The sequence below is a fragment of the Pseudomonas fildesensis genome (assembly GCF_001050345.1).
Classification (GTDB): domain Bacteria; phylum Pseudomonadota; class Gammaproteobacteria; order Pseudomonadales; family Pseudomonadaceae; genus Aquipseudomonas; species Aquipseudomonas fildesensis.
The window spans coordinates 402,617-417,467 of record NZ_LFMW01000002.1; the positions used below are offsets into that span (position 1 = coordinate 402,617).

17 protein-coding genes and 1 pseudogene are annotated in these 14,851 nt (G+C 56.0%); 7 read left to right on the plus strand and 11 right to left on the minus strand.

Translation table 11 applies throughout. From position 1 onward, the window contains the following. Window positions 1-83 precede the first annotated feature (83 nt). From ACR52_RS05085 to ACR52_RS05105, 5 genes are all read right to left on the minus strand, one after another. Window positions 84-671, minus strand: a complete 588-nt coding sequence (locus tag ACR52_RS05085; RefSeq protein WP_048721148.1) for a hypothetical protein — start codon at window positions 669-671, stop codon at window positions 84-86. Window positions 672-780: 109 nt separating this feature from the next. Further along, on the minus strand, window positions 781-1,827 hold the full coding sequence (locus ACR52_RS05090) for an alpha/beta hydrolase family protein (RefSeq protein ID WP_048721149.1): 1,047 nt from the start codon (window positions 1,825-1,827) through the stop codon (window positions 781-783). A 195-nt stretch (window positions 1,828-2,022) separates the two neighbouring features. Then, window positions 2,023-2,541, minus strand: coding sequence for a cysteine hydrolase family protein (locus tag ACR52_RS05095; protein WP_048721151.1), 519 nt, complete (start codon window positions 2,539-2,541; stop codon window positions 2,023-2,025). Between the two features lie 270 nt (window positions 2,542-2,811). Next, window positions 2,812-3,273: a hypothetical protein gene (locus ACR52_RS05100; RefSeq protein ID WP_048721153.1), complete on the minus strand. Its 462-nt coding sequence runs from the start codon at window positions 3,271-3,273 to the stop codon at window positions 2,812-2,814. Window positions 3,274-3,326: 53 nt separating this feature from the next. After that, a complete protein-coding gene (locus ACR52_RS05105; RefSeq protein WP_048721154.1) occupies window positions 3,327-3,683 on the minus strand; it encodes a VOC family protein in 357 nt (118 codons plus the stop codon). A gap of 209 nt (window positions 3,684-3,892) precedes the next feature. Here ACR52_RS05105 and ACR52_RS05110 point away from each other — a divergent pair. The 3 genes and pseudogenes from ACR52_RS05110 to ACR52_RS05120 all read left to right on the plus strand — a co-directional run. After that, window positions 3,893-4,033 (plus strand): annotated as a pseudogene (locus tag ACR52_RS05110) (peptide-methionine (S)-S-oxide reductase); the annotation flags it as partial. A 124-nt stretch (window positions 4,034-4,157) separates the two neighbouring features. After that, entirely contained in the window at window positions 4,158-4,637 is a 480-nt protein-coding gene (locus ACR52_RS05115; protein ID WP_048721158.1) for a hypothetical protein, read from the plus strand. A gap of 12 nt (window positions 4,638-4,649) precedes the next feature. Next, window positions 4,650-4,892, plus strand: coding sequence for a hypothetical protein (locus tag ACR52_RS05120; protein ID WP_048721160.1), 243 nt, complete (start codon window positions 4,650-4,652; stop codon window positions 4,890-4,892). Between the two features lie 103 nt (window positions 4,893-4,995). Here the strand turns inward: ACR52_RS05120 and ACR52_RS05125 are convergent, their stop codons facing one another. Further along, window positions 4,996-5,580 (minus strand): CGNR zinc finger domain-containing protein, encoded by a 585-nt coding sequence (locus ACR52_RS05125; protein WP_048721162.1) that lies wholly within the window; start codon window positions 5,578-5,580, stop codon window positions 4,996-4,998. Window positions 5,581-5,673: 93 nt separating this feature from the next. On the opposite strand from ACR52_RS05125, the gene ACR52_RS05130 reads away from it, so the two are divergent. Further along, window positions 5,674-6,615, plus strand: a complete 942-nt coding sequence (locus ACR52_RS05130) for an alpha/beta fold hydrolase (protein WP_152687587.1) — start codon at window positions 5,674-5,676, stop codon at window positions 6,613-6,615. 461 nt (window positions 6,616-7,076) lie between these two features. Here the strand turns inward: ACR52_RS05130 and ACR52_RS05135 are convergent, their stop codons facing one another. From ACR52_RS05135 to ACR52_RS05150, 4 genes are all read right to left on the minus strand, one after another. Then, entirely contained in the window at window positions 7,077-8,405 is a 1,329-nt protein-coding gene (locus ACR52_RS05135) for an ATP-binding protein (protein WP_048721164.1), read from the minus strand. Between the two features lie 11 nt (window positions 8,406-8,416). Further along, on the minus strand, window positions 8,417-9,028 hold the full coding sequence (locus ACR52_RS05140; RefSeq protein WP_048721167.1) for a chemotaxis protein CheC: 612 nt from the start codon (window positions 9,026-9,028) through the stop codon (window positions 8,417-8,419). Further along, window positions 9,028-9,387, minus strand: a complete 360-nt coding sequence (locus tag ACR52_RS05145) for a response regulator (RefSeq protein WP_048721169.1) — start codon at window positions 9,385-9,387, stop codon at window positions 9,028-9,030. Before ACR52_RS05145 ends, ACR52_RS05140 begins: the two co-directional genes overlap by 1 nt. A gap of 476 nt (window positions 9,388-9,863) precedes the next feature. Continuing rightward, window positions 9,864-10,787, minus strand: coding sequence for a LysR family transcriptional regulator (locus tag ACR52_RS05150; RefSeq protein WP_048721171.1), 924 nt, complete (start codon window positions 10,785-10,787; stop codon window positions 9,864-9,866). Between the two features lie 111 nt (window positions 10,788-10,898). Between ACR52_RS05150 and ACR52_RS05155 the strand changes: the two genes are divergently transcribed. Genes ACR52_RS05155 through ACR52_RS05165 form a run of 3 tightly spaced genes read left to right on the plus strand, consistent with a single transcriptional unit; the run spans window position 10,899 to window position 13,674 of the window. Beyond that, window positions 10,899-11,387, plus strand: a complete 489-nt coding sequence (locus tag ACR52_RS05155) for a GlcG/HbpS family heme-binding protein (RefSeq protein ID WP_053221236.1) — start codon at window positions 10,899-10,901, stop codon at window positions 11,385-11,387. A gap of 57 nt (window positions 11,388-11,444) precedes the next feature. Continuing rightward, window positions 11,445-12,959: an MFS transporter gene (locus tag ACR52_RS05160; protein WP_048721173.1), complete on the plus strand. Its 1,515-nt coding sequence runs from the start codon at window positions 11,445-11,447 to the stop codon at window positions 12,957-12,959. A 31-nt stretch (window positions 12,960-12,990) separates the two neighbouring features. After that, the gene (locus ACR52_RS05165) at window positions 12,991-13,674 is read left to right on the plus strand and encodes an HAD hydrolase-like protein (RefSeq protein WP_048721175.1); all 684 of its coding nucleotides are present in this window, start codon (window positions 12,991-12,993) and stop codon (window positions 13,672-13,674) included. Window positions 13,675-13,910: 236 nt separating this feature from the next. Here ACR52_RS05165 and ACR52_RS05170 read toward each other — a convergent pair whose 3' ends face one another. Then, on the minus strand, window positions 13,911-14,807 hold the full coding sequence (locus ACR52_RS05170) for an AraC family transcriptional regulator (protein ID WP_048721374.1): 897 nt from the start codon (window positions 14,805-14,807) through the stop codon (window positions 13,911-13,913). Window positions 14,808-14,851 lie beyond the last annotated feature (44 nt).

The window sequence follows — 14,851 nt, forward strand, 5'->3', positions numbered from 1 at the left end:
AAAAAACGGGGTCAGAACACGTTTATCCGAGTCGCCGAATCGTGGTCTGCCCCCGTTCTTCGCTTAAGCATCGCTGCCCTACCTCAAAACTTGCAAAGCCCCCTACCGAGATCGCGCGCATCGGAATCCGGCCACGGTTCAAACTTCGTCCGGTCTGTCAGGTTCTGCACCGTACGGCCATCAAGCACCGGGTACTTGCGCTTCAAGGCGGGCACCGTCGTGTCGGCGTTGTTGACGTTAGACAGGCAGAAGGTCAGGGCATTGGCGGCGAAGTCGCCAATGTAGGCGGTCTCGCCCGCTTTCACGCTGAAGATCACCGGGTTTGCCCGGGGCTGCGTTTCGCCACGGTAATATCGGTAGTTCCACTGGTAGATTTCATAGTTGCCCGCAGGCACTTCGTACATGAAGAGATTCCCCAGCCGGTTTGGCGACGGTTCATCGTCTTCGGCACTCATCGTGTCCAACGGGACGGTGGTGTACCGCTCGCCGACTTTACGGATATGCACCATCAGTCCATGGGGTTGCGTCAGGAAACCTTCAGTAATGGAGCCAACGATGATGGCTTTGGTCGGGTCTGGCGGGCGGGTGCCGTCATAGCGTCCCGTGGTGCATCCCACAAGCAGTGTAGAGAGGGCGACAGCCGCAAAAATGGCCTTGGGTTTCCATGACATCACGTGGGTCTATTCCTTTATTAAAAGTGGTTTCAGCGTTTGCGCGGCCTTGAATGATACGCGAGGTTTTCCAGGCGCATCCAACGTTGGGTTGAGTCTCGTGCCTGCTTCAGTTGCGAAACGACTTCGCCAGAAACTCGCTGATCAACCCCACAACCTGCCCATGAATCACCTCACGCGACCGAGCCCCTTCGCCTTCCCCATCCCCACAAATAATCCCGTCGCCCGGCACGTCTGCTTCGAGCAATTTCACCGCGCCCGGTTTGCAGATCGACATAAAGCTGAAGTGGCTGGCGTCGCCGATCTCCAAGTACTGCGTCGACGCTTTTGGCAAACGCCGGGCCATATCGGCAGACTCCAACTCAGCTGGCAGCGCCTCCTCCGACACACCTGCTGCAATCACCAGTGCCGGCACCGGCAGCGCTGCCAGGCTGGCGTCGGTCATCCCGCGTGACAGGCCCAGGTCCAGGGACACCACGGCGCGCACGCGTTTGTCGCTCAAGTCGGCGGCCAGTTTCGCCTTCCCGTCTGGAACGCCGGTGGGGTTCATCCGCAGGTAGGCTTTGCAACCGGCCAACACCGCGTGGGTGCTGCAGTCGCGGGTGAACAAGTCTGGGTCGAAACGCGCGCCGGCGGTTTCCATGACGGTCCAGCCGCCGAGGGAGTGGCCTATCACTGCGATCCGTTGTGTGGCGACCGCGCCAAACAACTTCGGCTGGGCGATGACCGCATCGATGGCCCGGCTCAAGTCTTTGGGGCGTTGCCATAACTGCGCCGCGTTTTTAGGGGTGCGGTCCCGGCTGGTGGTGCCGGGGTGGTTGACCGCCGCCACGATGTAGCCCCGATGCGCCAGCGCGCTGGCCAGCCACACCTGTTTGCCCCAGTTACCGCCGTCACCGTGGGAGAGCACGACCAAGGGATGCTCGCCGGCCGCCGGTGGTGCGTCGGGCACGGCGAGGGCACCGACGAACACGATGTCGTCGGCGATCAACTCAGGTTTCGCGTTGGTTGTGGCGGGGTACCAGACGACCAGTTGCAGCGGGCGGTCGTTTTGCGCGTCGGGCAGGGTCGCGGTCTGGAAGCCGATAGGGCTGTTGTCAGCCAGCACGGGTGCGGCCAGGCAGAGTAGAAGCAGGGTGGAGAATACGGTTTTCATTGTTTTTATAGTCCTTGAATTGATTGATCCATCATTCCGCTTCGTGCGAGGTTAGCGCCCGCGTTAACTGACTTCGGCGGTCGCGGTTAAATAAATCCGTCCCAGTAACTGCAGTTACTGCACACGCGTGCGGGAATGTCGCAGGTAGCCAGTGCCTATGGCAAGCCATGCGTATTCCCGCGTTTTCGGGTGCTGTTAGAAGCGCCAGTCCTGTGTCAGAACGAGTTGGCAGAACGGCCCGTCAAGCGTTGCATTGTGGTGAGCGACAATGTCTTCAGCTTTCATCACGGGCGTGTCTGTGCAGGTGTGGCCATCGGCGACCAGTACCGCATCGAAGCCAAGGTCACGTGCTGCACGGCAGGTACTGTCGACGCAGTATTGGGTTTTCATCCCTGCGATCACCACACCGGTAGCGCCGCAAGCGCGCAAATTGCCCGCAAGGTCGGTCATTTCGAAGGCGTTGGGCCGGCGTTTTTCGAACACCACTTCGCCACCGAGCAGCTTCAATTCCTGCGCAACCATCGTCAGTGGGCTGCCGGGTTCGATAGGCGACCCGGCGGGCCCGATGTGGCGGGCTATAAAAATCGGCGCTCCTGCGCTGCGTGCCTTGTCCAGCAAGATATTCACCGTTTCCAACAACGCTTCACAGCGCCATGGTTTTTCCGGTCCGTGAACAAGCCCGACTTGGACATCGAGTATCAACAGGGCGTACATGGGTGCATCTCCTTGCGTTTGAGCCAGCGACACAAGGGCATAAAAAAGGCCCTGTCCATCGCTGGCGGGCCTTTGAGGTTTGTCTGCTATTCGCTTACGACACCTCGCACGCTCCGCATTCTGCGGTCGTGGTGGTCGTGGTCGAGGTGAGGAAATAGTTAGTCATGGATCGACACTAGCAATATCGCTACAAGCTGACAACACAGGATTTGGCAGGCGCAATAGAAACAGTGAAGGGGGTGAGGTTTTCCTCATCCCTTTCTGTTCCTGTCAGCGCACCCGCTTACTGACGACTTCGCCGGTCGCCGAATCTTCCAGCCATATTTCCAGTCGGTTGAGGCCAATGTACTTGGAGCGGGCGATGATCTTCTGGCCGGCCTTACCCTCGAACTCAAGATCCGCAAACATGAAGTGCCGAGGCAGCCGGTACTCCAATTGCATCGTGTACTTGCCCGGCGTCAGCACGGCGCGTTGGGGCGAATCATTCTTGTAGTAGTAGGTGGACAACGGGATGTTCCCGACCTTTTTGTCGTTGACCTTGATGATGTTCAGGTCCGGCAGCAGGTCCGCATAGTGGCGCTGGGGCCTGCCCGCATAGGTGTCGGTTTCCACCACCGTGTAGCGCGACTCATCCGTCACTTCGCTGGCCGCGACATTCGAATAGGCAGGCATCTCCGCACAACCGTGCAGGCACAGGAGTGCGATAAAAGCGGGTAGGGCGATTGTTTTCATTTATTAACTCGGTCTTCGCAATAACGTAACGTTAGTTATCGGCCAGCAAACTACTAGGCTTGAGCGGTCCAGACGGCCAGTTCATAACCATCCGGGTCCTTGAAGTGGAATCGGCTTCCACCGGGGAACGAAAAGGTGTCGCGCGTGATAATCGCGCCCGCAGCCTTGAGCCGCTGTTGCGCTTCGTTGAGATCATCGCAATACAAAATGACGAGAGGGCCACCCGGCCGAACGGGTTCGCCTGTGGTGAAACCGCCGGTGAGGCGGCCATCGCTGAATTCGGTATAGGTGGGGCCGTAGTCGACGAATGTCCAACCGAATACGCCGCCGTAAAATGCTTTGCTGCGGGCGATGTCGCTGACGTTGAATTCGATATTGTCGATCTGTAGGTTTTTACCGCGAACGCTCATGGGGGCCTCCTTGGCTGATGTTCAGGGCGGCGATTGTAACGGATCGGATGGGCGAATAGCGCTGGAGCAAATGGCATTTTGGGCCTACACCGCTTCGTCAGTCCCCCGACGCTACGTCGTCTTTCGGATAGCTGGCCGCTGTTTAACCTTGGTATTGGCCAGCACCGCCCGATAACTACTCCAGTATCCATTGAGAAAAAGGGCAGACCATGACCAACCAAGCCGAGACCGCCATCCTCGCCGGCGGTTGCTTCTGGGGCATGCAGGATCTGTTGCGACGCTACCCTGGCGTGCTGCACACGCGAGTCGGCTACACCGGCGGCGATCTGCCGAGTGCTACCTACCGCAACTTGCTGCTTTGGCAAGAAAGCGTAAGCGTCCAGCCAACACACTTTGCCGGCAAGGGTGAAATGATTTGAATCCGATGCATTCCTTGTAGAGAATCCCCGTCTTTGGCTCGAAAGGATGCGTGCGATGAAGTTCGAAGAGACTTTCCAATACATGGGCAATCACGGGATCGTTTTCAACGTATCGCAGATCACCCTCACCGACAGCGAACGCGGGCGCCTGCGCGAGCTGCATTTTGGCGAGGCAAGAAGCGCCCACTATGAGGTCAACAACAAGGTCGTCGAGGTGTACGACAAGATGTTGGCCAAGAGCCTGCCGTGCGTGATGATGATCGGCATCTCCAATCCGCTGACCCGGCAGCAGGGTGATGCCCTCAATGCCCAACGCACCAAGATCGCCAACCTTGCCGCTAGTGCCTTCGCTGGCGCCACCTCTGCTGTGGCCTCCCCCTACGTGGGTGTTCCTGTAGGCGCCGGTGTACGCATGTACGCCAATGAAATCTTGCCCACCTATCATGCAGGCGACGTACTGGTCAGCATCGAGGCGCAGGTCAACGGCGGTATCGGCCCGCAACGCTCCGGCTCGACACTGATCATCAAGACCTGACTGGAGAAGCACATGTCCGAAATTATCCAAATGGTCATTGCCCTGGTGCTGTTCTTTCTGCTCGATCGGTTTCTCAAGTCGTATCTGCTTCGCAAGTGGCTAGGGGTGCTGCTGGTGGTGGGTGGCGCGGTCGGCTGCGTTGCGGCAAGCCAAACCCGCTTGTTAGGGGTTGATCTGGGGCTGCTGTCGATCTTTGCCGTTGCGCTGGGGGTGGGGTTGTTCCTGAAGCGGCGGCGGTTTGAGCGGGTTGGCTGAAGGGGGAGGCGTTTGCGCTCATTCAGCGCCCCTAAGCCCTGACCTGAAAACCAGGGCCATGAGAAAAATAGGGGGCAGACGATCTCAGGAGGTTGTACTTGCCCTATTCAGGTTTCTGCCTGGAACGAAACGCCGCCACTTTCATACGGTTGCCGCAGGTCGACATGCTGCACCAGCGGCGGCGGTGCGATTTACTCAGGTCATGAAACAGCAGAATGCAATCATGCGCCTCACACTGGCGAACAAATTCGAACTTCTCGCTCGTGACCAGACTCACCAAGGAATCGGCCACAGGCCAAAGCAGGCTTGCCGGGCTGCGGTCCCTTTGATGAACGCCGACTCGGAACTCCTGCGCTTCGCCATCCCATTCCAGCCTACTCACCGGGCGACCCGCTTCAAGCATCTGATTGATCAAGGTGAGATCGACTGAAACGCCTTTCATTGCGGCGTTTACCAAGGCCCTTGAACAGTCGCGAAGCTTGCGAGCTTCATCCAGCAGTCCACGCGGGACCTTTGGGGCAGCGCTCTCAGGCAGCAGCCCTGCCATCTTGAGCCAGCTCGCGACGCTTTGATCATCGGTAAGGCAGTCGTGACGTAGGTCACCCACACCGTACTCACTATTGATGAAATCGAGGGCAAGGTTGTCAGCCAGAAAGAGTGCGCCGGAAGAAGTGCTGGTCGGATTCATATAGCTCTGTAACTAATAAAATAAGTTTGACAGGTTACCAAAAAGCTACGTAACCTTCAAATATCAAATTTAACGGTTACAAAGGAAATCGTCATGACCTCTTCCAAATCAATCGCAGCTGCTGGCCTCGCGGTCTCTCTGCTGGTTGGCGGTGCGCAGTCCGCCAATGCGACCAGCGTGGTTCATTACCGCTACGAGCAGGTGGGTGATGTGAAGGTTTTCTATCGTGAGGCAGGCAACCCCAGCGCACCCACGGTACTGCTGCTTCACGGCTTCGCAGCCTCATCGTTTATGTTCCGCGAACTTATTCCCGAACTAGCCGATCGCTATCACGTGATCGCGCCGGATCTGCCGGCGTTTGGCTTCACCGAAGCCCCAGCGAGGGGCGAGTACGCCTACACCTTCACCCAATTGGCGAAGACCATCGGCCAGTTCACCGAACAGCTCAAGCTCGATAAGTACGCGCTTATGGTTCACGACTACGGCGCCCCCGTGGGATGGCGACTCGCTGTCGCACATCCTGACCGGGTGACCGCCATTATTTCTCAGAACGGCAACGCCTATGAGGAAGGGTTGGGCGATAGTTGGGCGCCTATCCAAAAGTACTGGCACGAACCTACGCAGCAAAACCGGAACGCCCTGAAAGACTTCCCAACACCGGCCTCGATCAAGTGGCAGTACCTTGAAGGGGTTACCGACAAGCGTTCGGTTTCGCCAGATGGCTACACGTTGGAAGGGCTTCAGATATCGCGGCCTGGTAATGCGGACATTCAGCTAGACCTGGTTTTGGATTACGCCTCGAACGTAGCGATGTACCCGACCTTCCAGGCGTACTTTCGCAAGTACCAGCCACCGCTGCTGGCGGTTTGGGGAAAGAACGACCCGTTCTTCCTTCCGGCCGGGGCCGAGGCCTGGAAGCGTGATCTGCCTAAGGCGGATATTCGCTTCTATGACACCGGCCACTTCGCGCTCGAAACCCACGGCAAGGAAATCATTCCTGTCATTCGTGAATTCCTGGACAAGAACATTCGGTAACGGGGAGGCTTTAGAAGTGGGTCAAGTTGACCGCTCAACCCAACATATTTATCAATAGCGTTCTTGGCCAGTGGGTCTGCTGGAAAGTCAGCTTTTCGTCATAGTAATGTCGGCTCTTGGCTGAAGGCAGTCGTTTGCGACCGCCGACCTTCGGCCAATTGCTGCCAGTTGAAGGGCAGCAAGCGAGCCAGCATCAGCTAACGTCCCGCGACGTCCTGCTCGGTTGCAACACCAGCCCAACACCGGTTGCCGCCTGCTTTAGCTGAGAAAAAACCTAACGCAGTTTCCGGAATAAGTTGACCACTACACAGGATTTCGTTCTATCCACTAATGAGTTCCTGGGGATTTTCACGATCACAAAGTACTCTCTGCACTTCTAGAGCCTGATCAATGGTGAGCTGCAACTCGTCATCATTCCAGGGTTTGCTGATGTAGCGGAAGCAGAGTCGGACCGTCCATGATCAGCATCCTTCTGCGGCGGAAGTAGAAAGGGCCTGATGCAGGGGCTGACGTAATGGTAACCAAGCCCGGAAGCAACTTCCCCTACCCGGCTCACTTTCGACGGTGAGCCTTCCATGGTGCTTGACGATGATGCTATACGATAACGACAGGCCAAGGCCTGACCCCATGCCCACCGGCTTGGTTGTGAAGAACGGTTCGAATATTCGGTTCTGGATTTCAAGGGGGATGCCATGACCGTTGTCGGCGATCTCAACGAACACTCCGCCGTCTTCCCTCCCACTGCTGATAGTGATTTCGCCGTCGGCGCCCACGGCATGGCTTGCATTGATGAGCAAGTTCAGGAAAACCTGATTGATCTGTGAGCCCATGCATTCGATGGGCTCGACATCGCCGTAGCACTTGATCACCTGAGCCTTGAACTTGATCTCGTTCCAGATAACGTTGAGGGTGCTATCGAGCCCCTTGTGCAGATCGGCCAACTGCCATTCATAACTGTCGACGTGGGAGAACTCGCGCAGGTCCTTGACTATACGTGTGACCCGGTCAAGACCGTCGGCCGACTCGGCAAGCAGGTCGTCGATGTCCTGACGCATGAAGGTGTAATCCATCTTGTCCCGCATGACCGCAAGCTCGGGATGAGCATTGGCATGTCTGTCGTCGGTTGCCTGCTCATGAGCTTCGAGCAACGCGAAGATGTCCACGAGGTAACGACGCAGGCTGTTGACGTTGGAGCAAACAAAGCCGATCGGGTTATTGATCTCGTGGGCCACGCCTGCAGCAAGTTGACCTATCGCCGCCATCTTTTCGGACTGCAGCAACTGCGCTTGTGCATCTTCGAGCCGCGCGATAAGCAGCGCCTGGGCGGCCTTTTCTTCTTCCAGCAACTGGTTAAGGTGCGTCAGCTCGAGTTGACGGGCAGCGGTATCGGTCGTATCGCTGATGGCCAGGCCCACGCCAAGATTGCTGCCATCGGCATCTTGCACGGGGAAGAAGGTGCAGTTTTGATACATGTGCCGGACCTGGCCACTGATGGGCCGGGTGCTTTCGAAATTGAACAGGTGCGGCCGCTGCTGCCATGAAGTGAAAGCAAAGTTTTGCAGAGTGATGACGCTGTTGATCTTCTGCCTGGTCCAGACCTCCGGCAGCTCCGGAAATGCTTCGAACAGCGTACGGCCGACAAGTTCTTCAGCGCTGCGGCCACTGTTGATGGACATAAAGTGATTGGAGAACAGCACTTTGCAGTCCTGGTCGACCAGCAGCACGCCCATGTTGATGGCCTTGAGCATCGACTCAAGGGTTTCTCGGGAGATTGCCTTGCTGTCTGTCATGAGAGGTCCCTTCAAAGCTCGTCCAGCAAACGATCAATGGCCCGAACGACAACGCCTGCTGTACGTTCAGTGATGCAGATCAACAAGTCACAGGAGAATTGATGAGCCTGAACTTCGAAACGGATTTCCAACACCATCGCAAGGTGTTCATTCAGGTTCAATTCATCAAGTGCATTCGCTTCCTGTTCCCTGTGGACGAGAATGGATGGCGCGTCATAGCTCACTTGAGTCGCCACCTGTCTTGCCAGGCCGCTGATGCAGGCGCCGGTCAGGATGTTGGTGACATCAAGCATCAGCTCGTCCTGCTGGGCCAGGCCGCCGCCCTTGTAGCCCAGCAGTTCGGCCAGTTCATCTGCCCCCATGGAGCCAAAGCACACAAACACTTCTCCGCGTAACTCCCCCAGGAAAGACTGGCGGGTGACGATCATGAAGCTTCGGCGCAGATGCTCCGGAATCGCCAGGTTATTCTGTTCCCGAATCAGCGGGTGAATAAAAGGAACCGAAAGCGTCACCATGGTATTGGTCAGCAGGGCCAGTCGCTCGGCCGCCTGTCCCATGGCGATATTCATCAGTTCCTGCAGGGCGTCACGTTGGTCTTCGGTGAGCTCGGCCAAGGTTTCCATCAAAGCACTCCTATGACGTGCAAAGCATTGAGTACGGCTTCTGCCGTAACCGGCTTGGCGACGAATGCAGCAGCGCCCAGGTCGAATACGCGTTGCCTGGCGAGGGGCTGGATGTCTGCGCTGATCACCACGACGACCACATTGGCGTCTTCACGCTTGAGCGCCTCCAGGGTCTGGAAACCGTCCATGACGGGCATGGTGAGATCGAGAAAAAGCAGATCGACCTGCCCGGCGTGGTAGGCCTCCATCACCTCGGAACCATTACAGGCTTGGCGAACATCTTCGGTCAGTGATTCAGGCAGGGAGCGCAAGACCATCTTGCGGGACATGGATGAGTCATCGGCGATTAGAACTTTCATGGTGCACTCCACAGGTATGAAGTGTCCTGCGGCCTAGGCCGAGGCCGGAGAAACCAAGATTTTATTAAATCTTCTAATCACTCTAGCGCGACACATAGCAAAGAGCCATCAGGAAATCCTGATATTGCTCTAGTGATTTGCGAACCTTGTAGGGATTTCCCTACAAGTTGGTCGGTACATGTTTTCAGGCAGGCCTGAGATGTAAATGGAAATAGCTATTATCTTCGGTAATTATGCCGAGGGACCTACTCGAGAAGAATTGCAGTTCATACCCGTCGCGCAGGCGCAAAAAAGAGGCAGACCGGAAACACATCTCTGCGTGGGAGTAAGCGCTTAAAATTGTCAAAGCCAGAGCCTCTATGACCTGCCTGATAAAATGGAAGACTTTCGTGAAGCGGCTTTTCGTGACTGGCAGCAATCGGCGACAAGCGGACGCTCGAATGTGTCTACGAATCTAGGGCGATTCAGTTTAACCTTCAGAGCATTTCTTTCTGTGCACTCCGCAGAGGATCGCCGTTCCACACGCGTTCATCGGTCTCAAGGATCTGGCTAATCAGGTTGCACACAATCGGTAGCCTCTCATGGCGGCGAAACAAAGCGCCCACCTCTGAAAAAATGGGAGGCCCAGCTATCTCCCTAAAGACCACATTTGGCAGTTGAACAGTTTGAATCAGAACGCTGGGAATGACTGCTATACCCACACCCAGTGCCACCTGTGTCAGCACTGCGACCAGACTTCCGGGAGCCGAACCAATGTATGGATCGAATCTCCCGCGCTTGGCTACTTCACGCAACCCTAACCCTTGTTCAGGTAGCACAAACAACTCGCCAGCAAGCGCACTCGGGCGAATGTCATCAACTGTCTTTGCCAGGATATGGTCCGCTGGCAAAGCAACGCAGAATCGGTCTCGGGCCAAAATACGGCTGGAGATTGCGTCGGGCAGATGCACCGGCATCCGTACAAAGGCCACGTCAATCCGACCGTCCTCGAGAAGTGCCGTGAGCTGCTCGGTAGGGAGTTCCTTGGTGTTCACCATGACGTCTGGCCACTGATTGCGAAAGCGCTGGACCTGGTCCTGGAGTACCCCGAAAAAGGCGGCTGACCCCACGTATCCGATTTCCACTCGGCCAACCTGGCCTCGGCCTGCACGTTGGCCCACGTTAACAGCTCTCTCGAATTGTTCGAGAGTAGCGCGGGCTTCTGTCAGAAACGCTTCCCCAGCTGGCGTGAGCGCGACAGATCGCTTTGTTCTATTAAAAAGCCGAGCTTCTAACAAGCTCTCCACTTCCTGAATCTGCGCAGTGAGAGTTGGGGCAGAAACGCCCAGTTGCTCGGCCGAGCGTGAAAAATGTAGATTTTCCGCCACTGTTACGAAAGAGCGGAGATGTCGAATGTCCATGGCTGCGGGACCTAGTATTCAGTTTTTCTGAATTATAAAGCCGTAAAGCTTTGTTGTACTGAATTATCCCCCCTGTTCCAATCATTGGACTCACTGCATTAGGAGTTCACCATGTTCCGTCTTCCTCACATCGCGACTGCCTTGGCTCTTTCTGGAACGCTTGCTCTGCTCTCTCTGCCAGCAGCAGCATCGGATTTGCCTAGCCAGCCAGTTCTGACGCTTGCCGCCGCTCAACAGATCCTCACAGCAGCGCAAACAAAAGCGCAAAAGGCTGGTTGGCCGTGCGTGATCGCAGTTGTCGATAGTGCTGGTTTGCCTATTCTCCTCGCTCGAATGGACAACGCCGCTGTCCCTGCGGGTGTAGAACTGGCTCCCGGAAAAGCTCGTACAGCCGCTCTGTTCCGACGTCCCAGCGGCGCGCTAGAAGATGCCATCAACGGCACCCGACCTGCCGCAATCACCGCCCAAGGCTTTGTGCTGATGCGTGGTGGTTTTCCGATCATCATCAACGGACACACCGTTGGGGCTGTAGGGGTATCTGCGGACACACCACAGCACGATGAAGAGATCGCTCAAGCCGGGCTAGCTGCATTTAAATAAACGCCCATTTCAAAAAGTGCAGTTACCGCTCCCGTTATCAGAAGAGACTGTCATTCCATGAGAAAAGAAGCGGCCATACTGGTTGTCGCGTCGGCGGGCTGTGCCATGACAGTTCTAGATACGAACGTCGTAGGCATCGTTTTGCCAACCATTGCCAGGGATCTTCAGGCATCGTTTGCAGAGGTCGAGTGGGTCATAAGCACCTACGTGCTCTGCTTCGCTGCCCTCCTGCTTCCGGCTGGTTCCATCGCTGACCGGTATGGCCGACGACGCGTCTTTCTGTTCGGAATAGCGCTCTTTGCAGTCTCTTCTCTGGCATGTGGTTTGGCGCCTTCAGCGTCAGGCCTTTATCTGGCGCGAGCGGTACAGGGAGTCGGAGCCGCTTTCCTGCTTGCTCCTGCCCTAGCAATCATCGGACACACTTTTCACGATGAAAACGAGCGCAGCCACGCATGGGCGATATGGGGCGGCATCATGGGACTCACAATGGTTGTCTCGCCGCTCATTGGTGGAGTGATCAGCAGTTCACTTGGGTGGCGCTGGGCTTTCTATATCAACATCCCGGTCTGCTTATTGCTGGCGGCAGCGGTCGTGACGCTGGTGGATGAATCTCGTGACCCCATTCCGAGAACTCTGGACATCCCGGGAATTGCGCTTTTCGCGCTAGGGATGTTCAGTGCCACATGGGCACTCATAGCCGGTCCCAGTCATGGATGGTCCAGTATCCCTGTCCTCGTGAGCATGATCGGGGGCCTGCTGTTTTTCGCAGTCTTTGTCTGGGTCGAAAAACGTCGTACCCACCCAATGCTTGATCTCGAATTGTTCACAGCCAGGCCCTTCGTTGGCGCAGTACTCGCGATGCTAGCCTATGCCTCATCTGCTCAAGTCATGGCATCGCTGTTACCGCTCTTTCTACAAAATGGCCGTGGCAACGGAGTACTCCAAGCGGGTATCGCCATGCTTCCATTTGCCATTGCGATGCTGATTTTCCCCCAAGTAGGTAGGCGACTTTCGCCTTACCTTGAGAGCGCGGGCATCCTGGCACTGGGCCTCTTAATCGTTGCACTGGGTAACCTTATTCTGATGTTCGCCGCCATTCAGCAGGGAGAACTATTGCTGATTTCCGGCATGGCTATTTTGGGAACTGGTGGAGGATTGCTGAATGGCGAAACCCAGAAGGCGATCATGGGCACAGTTCCTCGGAGTCGCGCCGGAATGGCATCCGGCATCAGCACCACATCCAGATTCACCGGCATATTGCTGGGTTTCGCCGGGCTGGGAGCGGTACTCGCCAGCGGAGTGAAATCGGCGGTCGAAAGCAGGCTGATAGACGCGGGAGTGTCTGCTAAACCCGGATTTTCCGAATACGTGATGGCAGGCGACTTCGAACGTGCTATCGCAATGTATCCCCACGACTTAACCAAAACGCTGAATGGGCTCGCTCAGCAGAGTTACAGCCAGGGATTCGCGGGCGCATTTGTGATTGCCGCTATGTTCTCGCTACTCGCATCCGGTGCGGTGTATGTGCTGATGCGTAGCAAAAAAAGCCATAGCCAGAGCCCTGCCATCTAGCCACAGCCCTGCAAAACCTGAGTAAAGATATATGTCGATAAATGAACTGAAAATTGCACACCCGGTTCAGGCCGACGCAATTATTTTTGACCTTGACGGTACTCTCGTTGACTCTGCGGACGACATGACAGCGCAACTGAACGCAATTCTGATCGAGCGGAATCTTGAGCCAATTTTGGTCGCAAAAACTTCATTATTCCTCGGTGACGGAATGCGATCATTTGCCAGGCGAGCGTTCTACTTGCGTGGAATAAATGACATGGAAGAAGCGATTGATACCTTCATCTCGCGTTACGAACACACTGACCATCCGATGACAAAACCTTATGACGGGGTAATTGAAACCCTTAGCGCGTTGCGAGAAGCGGGGTGGCAAATATCTGTCTGTACGAATAAGGACGAATCGATTGCCATCGATATTCTCAAGCAAACCAACCTGTTGAAATTTATGGATGTGGTCTGTGGCGGGGATACCGTGTCCTTTAAGAAGCCTGACCCCAGACACCTGGGTGCATTGGTAGCGCGTGCCGATTACGGAAAGCTCCCCAAGATAATGATCGGAGACAATAGGAACGATTTTGAAGCCGCACGCGGATACGGAATACCGTTTGCTTTTGCCAGTTGGGGCTATGAATCTCTGCCTGACGATTGCAAAGCCGTTAATCTCAAAAAATTCAGAGATATTCTCGACATCGTTGGCTTGCCCGGGCACTGAGCGGCAGCTAAGGATCGACTCCCGTCCTCGTCGGACGACTAAATTCCGGATTCTTAGCAGGTAGCAAGGTCAGAGGTTTTCCAATGGTGTTCATGGTGGATTCCTCCTCCTCAGGAGAGGACAAGGGTGGATCAGGTACAGTACTCCGTCATCGATATTCGTCCCAGAATTGCCGCTCACTGATTTGGCTTCAATTGACTCCGTGCGGCACTGCGCGGAAGGGTTCAGTTGAGTGCTCACGTCACCCTGGCGTCTCTCGTATCCCCGAGGATCCGCCCCGCATCTTTTGCAGGGGGTAGCCCGAACACCCGAGCATAATCGCGACTGAATTGCGTGGCACTTTCGTAGCCAACCTCGAAGGCCGCAGCCATGACGCTCTTGGCATTTGCCACCATCAGTGTTCGCGCCTGGAGCAAGCGCACGCGCTTCTGATACTGCAAAGGGCTCAAATTGGTAACAGCCTTGAAATGGCGATGAAATGCCGAGACGCTCATCGATGCTCGTTCTGCCAAACGTTCTACGCCGATGGGCTTGGCAAAGTCGCGGCGAATCCATTGAATAGCCATGTTAACGCGGGCCATTGCGGTATCAGGCGCTGCGATCTCTCTGAGCATCCACCCATGCGGCCCCTGTAGGACGCGGAAGATGATCTCCCGCTCGTAAACCGGGGCCAAAGCTGCGATGGCATCTGGATCGCCCATCAGTCGGAGCATTCGTATCCAAGCGTCCATCAGCTCGGTCGTAACCGAGGCCACCGAAAAGCCGGGATTATTTTCCATGCGGACGGCAGGTTTGGGCAAGTCACCGAATAATGTCGACAGGACTGCCGGATCAAGCGTCAGACTGACTGCCAGATACGGCTCGCCTGATGCGGCGGGATGTACTGAACCCACGGCTGGTAGGTCGATGGACATGACAAAGTAGGTCGCAGGATCATATCTAAGCGTGCGGTTACCCACCGTCATGCTTTTGCTGCCTTGCAGAATCAGATTGATCATGGGGTCATAGACCGCCGCCAGCAGGTGTTCTGGGATCTTGCCCTGAACCATGGCTACGCGCGGGATGCCTGTTTCGGTTCGGCGGTTTTCAGCGCCGGCCGCCAGTGATCTAAGTTCTTTGAGTTGGTTGTCCATGATTAGCATGCTGAAGGTATAACGACTCCTCGTGCAAGCAAAAA